Source organism: Cellulomonas septica, from assembly GCF_012396155.1.
GTDB classification, from domain to species: Bacteria; Actinomycetota; Actinomycetes; order Actinomycetales; family Cellulomonadaceae; genus Cellulomonas; species Cellulomonas septica.
The window spans coordinates 1-8,115 of the sequence record NZ_JAAXOY010000097.1 but is presented as its reverse complement, the minus strand read 5'-3'; the positions used below and the strand labels follow the sequence as shown (position 1 = coordinate 8,115).

Below are 8,115 nucleotides of genomic sequence, written 5' to 3'. Positions count from 1 at the left end.
CGGCGCGCGCGTGCAGCGTGAGGCGCGCCCACTCGAACCAGTGCCCGATGGTCGCGCCGGGGAAGGCCGTTGTTGTGGGCCATGAGGACCAGCGGGGCCGGTGCGGAGCCGGTGGTCCAGAGGGTTCCGGGGATGTCGCCGAGCGCGAAGTCGCGCTCGAGGACCCCGTCGTCGTGGCGGTGCTCGGAGCTGAAGTCCATGGTCGTGCCTCTCGGGAGTGCGCGTGGGCGGCGCTCCCGGGCGACCTACCGCCCGACCGTGACCCCGAGGGGGAGCACCCTGGTCGATCCATCGTTCACGGGTACCACCTCCTCGTCCTGTCGCACGGCTCTCGCAGGATAGGCAGCGTGACGACGCGCGTCACGGGAAATGTCGAGGCGTCGCCCCGTCCCGCAGCGACCATGGACTGGTGCACGACGCGACGCAGGACGAGGCCCGGACGGCCTTCACCGACACCGTGCGCCTCTGGCGCCTCGACGGGGCGAGCACGGGCGACGTCGTCGACGCGGCCGTCGGGTGCCTGGTTGCCGGCCTCGACTCGCCGACGCTCCGCGAGCTCGCGGGCGAGCCGTCCTCCGCCGTGCGTCACGACGTCGGGCCGGAGGTCGATCGCACCCTCGTCGAGCTCGGTCGGCCGGACGTGGTCACCGAGGATCCGCTCCGCGGCGCGACCGCCGCCATGGTCGGCCGGTACGTGCGCCACGAGGTCAGCGCACGCGACCTGTGCCGGTGGGCGCACGGCGTCGTCGGGCACGAGGCAGACCCGACCTGCGCCGAGCTCGCGCTCCTCGACGGCGCGTACGACCCGGACGACCTCGAGGTTCTGGGGGCCGGTCGCGGCGTGCTGGAGGCGGAGCTCGACGCGGACCTGCGGCGCGCGACGGACGAGGCTGTCGCCCGATTCCTCGGCGACCCCGACGCGTCATGACCGCGTGGTGGGGGGCGCGACGGGGTCCGGTCGGTCAGGCGTTCATGCGGTCGAGGACGTCCTCCGCGAGGAGCTCCAGGTACTCCAGCGGTGGGGCGGTGTCGGGGTAGCCGCCCCCGAACACGCGCTCGGTGATCTCGACGGCCTGGCGGGGTGCGGTGAGGCCGAGGTGGCGGAAGAGGACGACGAGGTCGTCGAGGTCGCGCTCGCGTCCGGCGAGCATCTTCATCGCCAGCAGGTGCTCGGGCGAGGCGACGGCGGCGGACAACCCGGGGACGTCGAGCTCGGTCTGGCCCTCGTCGCTCACCAGGCCGACGACGGCGGACGTGACCCGGTCGTTCAGCCACTCGGGGTCGAGCTCGTGCCGAGCAGCGACCTCGCGGGCGGCGGTGCGCAGACCGTCCGTCTCCGTGCGGAACACGGCGTCGACGTCCCGCGTGACCCGGCGCGAGTCCAGGGTGATCGACATCGCGGCGCCCCCGACGACGTAGATCGTCGCGTGCAGGCCGTCGCGGTGGAGCACGGCACCGAGCTCGGTGAGCAGGCCGATGACCTCGGCACGGGACAGCGTCGGACCGTGCTCGCTCATGCGGTCGTGAAGTTCCGCTCGTCGAACCAGATGCCCAGCCGCGCGAGCTCGACGGGCGTGTGCTGCATCGCGACGGCGGCGCGGGCACCGCGTCCCGTGGGCCACCACCAGGCGGCGAGCGGGCGCCGACGGGTCCAGTCGGGCGCCCCGACGCCGGCCCGCCGGGCGACGTACCGCACGCTCCCGGCGATCAGCGCGTCCCAGCGCTCGTCACCGGTCGACGGTGGCTCGGCCAGCATCTCGTCGACGCGTCCAGCCGCCGCCGCACGGGGCAGGGAGTTGAGGCCGTCGAGAAGCATCCGGACGGCAGCGGGCTCGTTGCCGTCCCGCAGCTCGGGGCGGACGTCCTCGACGATCTCGGGCACGGTGCGCCACCAGCGCGGGGACGGCTCCTGCGTGCGCAGACCGTCCTCGTAGTCGAACGCGTCGCGCGCGGCGCGCATGTACCCGTTGGACCAGTTCGGTCGCAGCAGCGTCCGACGACCACGTGACGTCGTGAGGACCATCTCCGTCTCCACGAGGCGGGAGACCTCGCGCGCGACGGTCGACAGCGGCTCGTCCAGCTCCCGCGCGAGGTCGCTGGCCGTCATGGCGTCCGCCGCGCGCGCCAGTGCCCGCAGCACCCGTGCCTGGGTGTCGCTGCGGAAGATCGCCGTGGCGTTGGCCATGGCCCGAGCCTATCTCCAACAATGCGGCAGATACATCCCGCTACGGGCCACACGCCAGGCACCGGCATGCTGGGGCGGTGCTGAGCGACGCGCGACTGCGGGACGTGGCGGAGCGCCTGGTCGACGTGCCCGGGGTGCGGGCCGTCGCGCTGGGCGGGAGCCGGGCCCGCGGCGACCACGCCGCCGAGTCCGACGTGGACCTGGGCCTCTACTACCGGCCACCCCTCGACGTGGAGGCGCTCGGCGCGGTGGTCCGTGAGATCGCCGGTCCGGAGGCGCAGGTGACCGCGCCCGGCGCGTGGGGGCCGTGGGTCGACGGCGGTGGGTGGCTGCACGTCGACGGCACGGCCGTCGACGTGCTCTACCGCGACCTGGACCGTGTGCGGCGCAGCTGGCAGGAGGCGCAGGACGGCCGGTTCGCGTGGCACGCGCAGGCCGGTCATCCGCTCGGAGTCCCGTCGTTCGCGTACGCGGGCGAGGTCGCCGTCGCGGTCGTCCTCGCGGACCCGTCGGGCGAGGTCGCGGCGCTGCACGACGAGGCGTCGGCCTATCCCCCGGCGCTGCGCGACGCGGTCGTCGCCGGCCTCTGGGAGGCCGCGTTCAGCGTCGACGTCGCGGCCAAGGCGGTCGGGCGGGGCGACAGCGCGTACGTCGCCGGGTGCCTGTTCCGCGCGGTCCTGCTGTGCGCGCACGCCCTGCACGCGCACGCGGGTCGCTGGGTCACCAACGAGAAGGGTGCCGTCGCCGCGGCCGGACGACTGCCCGACGCTCCACGGGACTTCGGCGTGCGGGCGCAGGCGCTGTGCGCCGCCGTCGGCGCAGACCCTGACGCGCTGCGTGCGACGCTCGCCGCCGCTCGCGACCTCGTCGACGAGACCGCGACCGCGTGCATGGAGGGGTCGTGACCTCGCCGCTGGTGCTGCGGCCGCTCACGGCCGCCGACGAGGCGGAGGCGTGGGCCGCGCACGACGAGCTCGCGCGCGAGGGGTTCGACTTCCTGCTCGACGGCCGTCGCGACGACTGGTCCGGCTACCTCGCGCACCTCGCCGACGAGCGCGCGGGGGTGAACCTCGGACCGGGGCGCGTCCCGGCGACGTTCCTCGTCGCCGACGTGGACGGCGCGCTCGTCGGGCGGGTCTCCGTGCGGCACGCCCTGGACGAGGCGCTCGCGCTCGTCGGCGGCCACATCGGATACGCCGTGCGGCCCGCCCACCGGCGGCGGGGGTACGCGACCGAGATGCTCCGGCAGTCGCTCGTCGTCGCGCGGTCCGTCGGGATCGAGCGCGCTCTGGTGACCTGCGACGACGACAACGTCGCGTCTGCGCGGACCATCGAGCGGTGCGGCGGCCTCCTGCAGGACCGCGTCCCCGTCGGCGGGCGGCTGCCCAAGCGTCGGTACTGGGTGCCGACGGGCTGAGGCGCCGGGCGGTCGTCGACGTCGATGGAGCGACGGCAGCGGGACGCGGCCGGGCCACCGCGCGCACGCGTACGGCCACGTGGGTGGCGGGCTCCGACGGGCCGACGGCACCGACAGGTGCCGCTGCTACATTCCGCCGCGTGACGAGGCGAGGGAGCCGACTGCTGGCCGTCGTGGCGACCCTGCTGCTGCTCGGCCTCGTCGGAGCGGGCGTCGCGGGCGCGGTCAGCGACCAGCTCGGGATCACCAGCGCCCCGTCGGACGTCCCGACGGAGACGCCGCGCACCGCGCCCGAGACGCCGTGGACGGCGCCGCCCCAGGTCACGGCCGTCACGGCGCCGTCGTCGGCGCGGATCGACCTGGCGGTCGCGGAGCTGCGTAACGCCGTCGGCACCTCCCGCACGACCGAGGGCACCGCGACGGTCGAGGTCGTCGTCGGGGACGGCCCGGAGGACGACGAGTCGTACCGCCTGGACGGGACGCGCGAGGCGTTGCGCGTCGTCGCTCCCTCGGAGGCGGGCGCGGCGCTGGCGCTGTACGACCTCGCGTCGGCGGCCCGCACCGGTCGCCCGTTCGACGCGCACCTGGGCGAGACCGTCGACCCGCGGCTGCCGTTCCGTATGGTCGACCTCGGCGCGGTCGGCGTGACGGTCGACGAGGCCGCATGGGCGTCGGGAGACGACTACTCGCACGCGTCGCAGGCGTTCGCCGACGTGATGCTGCCCGACGCGCCGTACGTGGACGCCGCAGCCCTGGAGGTCGCGCGGGCGGAGTTCGAGGAGTACGTGCAGCACGTGCTCGCGGGCGGGAGCAACGCGATCGCGATCCCCGGGTTCGTCGAGTACGTGACGTTCTCGGGCGTCGGGGACGGCGACGACGTCTACGCCGAGGGTGACGAGCACGTCGCCCGGGCGCTCGCGCTGCGCGACGCGTTCGGGCCGATGTGGGAGTACGCGCACGACCTCGGCATGGAGGTCTTCCTCCGCACCGACATGCTCGCGCTCACGACGCCGCTCGAGGCCTACCTCGTGGACCGCTTCGGCGGTCTGACGACCGCGGACCCGGCGTTCTGGGAGGTGTACGCGTCGGGGCTGGACGAGCTGTACGCGGCGATGCCGTACGTCGACGGGGTCCTGGTGCGCATCGGCGAGGCGGGCGAGGTCTACGACATGCCCGGCTGGGACTACTACTCGGCGCTGGCCGTGACCGGCGTCGCGGACGTCCGGGCGATGCTCACGGCGTTCACCGCGCAGGCCGAGCGGGCGGACCGCGAGGTGATCTTCCGGACGTGGAGCGTCGGCGTCGGCGCGGTCGGCGACATGCACACCAACCCCGACTCCTACGACGCGGTGCTCGACGGCCTCACGTCCGACCGCCTGATCGTCTCGACGAAGTACACGCTCGGGGACTTCTACAGCCACCTCCCGCTCAACGGCACGCTCGAGACGGGCGACCACCGGCGGATCGTCGAGCTGCAGAGCCGTCGCGAGTTCGAGAACTTCGGCGCGTTCCCGAACGACCTCGGCGACCTGTACCGGACCGCGCTGCAGCGGTTCCTGGCGGCGAACCCGCACGTCGAGGGCGTCTGGACGTGGACGCAGGACGGCGGACCGTGGCGCGCCGGACCGCTGTCGCTCACGCTCAAGGCCGGGTTCTGGCAGCTCTACGAGCTCAACACCGAGCTCGCGTCGCGGCTGGCGCGCGACCCCGACGCCGACCCGGCGGCCCTCACGCTCGACTGGGCGCGGCGCTGGTTCTCCGACGACCCCGCGACGGCGGCGGCGATCGCCGACGCGATGGCCGACAGCCGCACCGCGATCACCGACGGCCTCTACATCGGGCCGTTCGCGGATCGCCGCGTCACCGCGCTCGGCCTCGAGCCGCCGCCCATGATGTGGATCTTCGAGTGGGACATCCTCACGGGCGACAGCGCGGTCCTCGACGTGATCTACGACGTGAGCCGCGACGACCTCGACGAGGCGATCGACGGCGGCGACCGGGCCGTCGCGGCCGTCGGGCGGATGCGTGACGCGGTCGCCGGCACGGACCCGGCGACCTGGCGCGACCCCGAGCTGCGCGACGCCTTCCTCGACACGCTCGACTACGAGACGAGCACCCTGACGATGCTCGGCGACTACCGCGAGATGGTGCTCCGGCAGGCGCAGTGGCACGACACGCGCGACGCGGCCGTGCACGCGCGGTGGGACGCCGCGCGGCAGACGTTCGAGCGGTCGGCGACGGCCCACGAGGAGGCGTACGCGGGCGACCCGTACTACCCCGCGTACAACCTCACCGCCGCACGGCTCGGCGTCGAGCGGGGCGAGCGGGACCTGCCGATGGCGTGGGCGGCACGCGCCCTGCTCGCGCTGGTGGTCGGCTGGCTGGTCCTCGGGCTCGTCCCGGCGGCGGCCCGTCGGGGTCTGCCCGGCGCCCGCGCGGCGCGCGCGCTCTGGGTCGCGGGGACGCGCCCGTGGCGTGCCGCCGAGGTCACGGCCGGGCTGACACGGACCGACCGCGTGCTCGTCGTCGCCGTCCCGGCGTTCGCCGTCGTCGCGAGCCGCGGCGTCCAGACGTGGTTGCCCGCCCCCGCGCACCTGCTGGTCGCGCTCGCGGGATGGCTCCTGTTCACGGCGGTCGTGCTGGCGGTCCGGCCGCGAGCCGCCGGGGCCGTGCTCGCGGCGGTCGGCGGTGCCGCGCTGCTGCGCGTCGTCCTGCTGCTGGTCGCCCTCGTGCCGACCGGGCCGGGCGGGTACTGGTTCGGCTTCTGGACGGACCCCGTCGCGCGCAGCGTCTACGTGACGCTCGCCGTCGCCGGCTTCCTGTGGGTGCTCGTCGCGGCGGGCTGGGCGATGGTGTCGTCGGGCGCGCGTCGGGTGGTGGCGCCGGCTGGTGCGCGCCCGGCTCGACCTGGCCGTCGCGCAGGTCGCACGCCCGCAGACGCTCGGCGAGGACGTCGCCTTCCAGCTCCCCCTCGACGTCGGCGTCGACGTGCCGCGGCCCGCCGAGCTCGCCGCCGTCCTCACCGGGACCCAGGCGGACGAGTTCGCCGCGCTCGACGGCCTGCGCGCGCTCGACGAGCAGCTCGCGCGCTACGAGGCCGGGGTCGCGTCGGCCCTCTCCGACACCACGGACCAGCTCATCACGCGGCTCGCGCTCGACCCCGAGGCGACCGCCGCGTGCCTCCAGGAGCCCATCGGTCGGGGCTGAGGCCCCTCATACGGCAAACTGTGAGATGGCCGGTGCCCGAGACCAGGACGCCGGACGGGTACCGCCACCGAGCCAGACGGTTCGCGCGCGGTCGTCAGGCCGGTGACCGTCGGGTCGGGCCGGGAAGGAAGGAGCCACGGTGGAGGACGACATCGTGCTGGCAGCCCCCCTCTTCGCGGGGCTGGACGTCGAGACGTCCGGGGCGCTCGTCGCGACCATGAAGCAGCTCCACCTCGTGCGCGGCGACACGCTGTTCCACGAGGGCGAGCCCGGCGACCGGCTGTACGTCGTGCGCGACGGCAAGATCAAGCTCGGACGACGCTCCAACGACGGCCGCGAGAACCTCCTCGCCGTGCTCGGTCCCGGCGAGATGTTCGGCGAGCTGTCCCTGTTCGACCCGGGCCCGCGCACCGCGACCGCGACCGTCGTCGCCGACGCCGAGGTGCTCGAGCTCGGCCACGCCGACCTCATCCGGTGGCTCCAGGACAAGCCGTCGGTCGCGCAGCAGCTGCTGCAGGCCCTCGCACGCCGCCTGCGCCGCACCAACGAGGCGCTCGCCGACCTCGTCTTCTCCGACGTGCCCGGCCGCGTCGCGAAGGCGCTGCTCGACCTGTCGACCCGGTTCGGCGAGAAGGTCGACGAGGGCGTCCGCGTCGCGCACGACCTCACGCAGGAGGAGCTCGCGCAGCTCGTCGGCGCCTCGCGCGAGACCGTCAACAAGGCGCTCGCCGACTTCGCCGCACGCGGCTGGGTGCGGCGCGAGGGACGCGCCGTCGTCCTGCTCGACATCGACCGCCTGGAGCGCCGCGCGCGCTGACGGCAGCCACGCTGCGGCACGACGTACGACGGCCCCGGTCCGACAGGACCGGGGCCGTTCGTCTCCCCGCACGCGGCAGGCGGGGTCACGTCGCCCCACCGCACGCGACGTGCGGGGTCACGTCGCTTCCCCGCGCAGCGGACAGGTCAGTCGCGCAGGCGCACGACGAGCTCGACCTCGACGGGCGAGTCCATCGGCAGCACCGCGACGCCCACCGCGGAGCGCGCGTGCACGCCGGCGTCGCCGAGCACCTCGTGCAGCAGGAGGCTCGCGCCGTTCACGACGCCCGGCTGACCGGTGAAGGCGGGGTCGCTCGCGACGAACCCGACGACCTTGACGACGCGCGCGACCCGGTCGAGCGCGTCGGCACCGGTCGGACCACCGTCGGCGGAGACCGCCGCCGCGACGGCGGCCAGGGCGTTGAGCGCGGCCGTCCGGGCGTACCCGGCGGCCTCGTCCGGGGCGATCAGGCCCGGGCCCTCAGATCGG

General features: G+C 74.8%; 8 protein-coding genes and 1 pseudogene. 5 read left to right on the top strand and 4 right to left on the bottom strand.

Annotated features, from left to right (window positions below; all coding sequences use genetic code 11):
* A pseudogene (locus HGA02_RS05895) lies at positions 1 to 200 on the bottom strand (alpha/beta hydrolase); the annotation flags it as partial.
* Between the two features lie 209 nt (positions 201 to 409).
* Here HGA02_RS05895 and HGA02_RS05890 point away from each other — a divergent pair.
* Positions 410 to 928, top strand: coding sequence for a hypothetical protein (locus HGA02_RS05890; RefSeq protein WP_168678224.1), 519 nt, complete (start codon positions 410 to 412; stop codon positions 926 to 928).
* Between the two features lie 34 nt (positions 929 to 962).
* On the opposite strand, the gene HGA02_RS05885 is transcribed toward HGA02_RS05890, so the two are convergent.
* Together HGA02_RS05885 and HGA02_RS05880 are read right to left on the bottom strand one after the other, a co-directional pair.
* Complete coding sequence (locus tag HGA02_RS05885; RefSeq protein WP_168678223.1) at positions 963 to 1,517, bottom strand: DUF6036 family nucleotidyltransferase; 555 nt, start codon at positions 1,515 to 1,517, stop codon at positions 963 to 965.
* The gene (locus HGA02_RS05880) at positions 1,514 to 2,185 is read right to left on the bottom strand and encodes a helix-turn-helix domain-containing protein (RefSeq protein ID WP_168678222.1); all 672 of its coding nucleotides are present in this window, start codon (positions 2,183 to 2,185) and stop codon (positions 1,514 to 1,516) included. Before HGA02_RS05880 ends, HGA02_RS05885 begins: the two co-directional genes overlap by 4 nt.
* Before the next feature lie 77 nt (positions 2,186 to 2,262).
* Here HGA02_RS05880 and HGA02_RS05875 point away from each other — a divergent pair, with 77 nt between their 5' ends.
* The 4 genes from HGA02_RS05875 to HGA02_RS05860 all read left to right on the top strand — a co-directional run bounded on the left by HGA02_RS05875 (position 2,263) and on the right by HGA02_RS05860 (position 7,626).
* Positions 2,263 to 3,090, top strand: a complete 828-nt coding sequence (locus HGA02_RS05875) for a nucleotidyltransferase domain-containing protein (RefSeq protein WP_168678221.1) — start codon at positions 2,263 to 2,265, stop codon at positions 3,088 to 3,090.
* Positions 3,087 to 3,602, top strand: a complete 516-nt coding sequence (locus HGA02_RS05870) for a GNAT family N-acetyltransferase (protein WP_168678220.1) — start codon at positions 3,087 to 3,089, stop codon at positions 3,600 to 3,602. Before HGA02_RS05875 ends, HGA02_RS05870 begins: the two co-directional genes overlap by 4 nt.
* 140 nt (positions 3,603 to 3,742) lie before the next feature.
* On the top strand, positions 3,743 to 7,030 hold the full coding sequence (locus HGA02_RS05865; RefSeq protein ID WP_168678219.1) for a hypothetical protein: 3,288 nt from the start codon (positions 3,743 to 3,745) through the stop codon (positions 7,028 to 7,030).
* Positions 6,949 to 7,626 carry a Crp/Fnr family transcriptional regulator gene (locus tag HGA02_RS05860; protein ID WP_124342302.1) on the top strand — a complete coding sequence of 226 codons (678 nt, stop codon included), beginning with the start codon at positions 6,949 to 6,951 and terminating at the stop codon, positions 7,624 to 7,626. Before HGA02_RS05865 ends, HGA02_RS05860 begins: the two co-directional genes overlap by 82 nt.
* Positions 7,627 to 7,772: 146 nt before the next feature.
* On the opposite strand, the gene HGA02_RS05855 is transcribed toward HGA02_RS05860, so the two are convergent.
* On the bottom strand, positions 7,773 to 8,115 hold a 343-nt coding region (locus HGA02_RS05855), incomplete at its 5' end, for a RidA family protein (protein ID WP_168678218.1).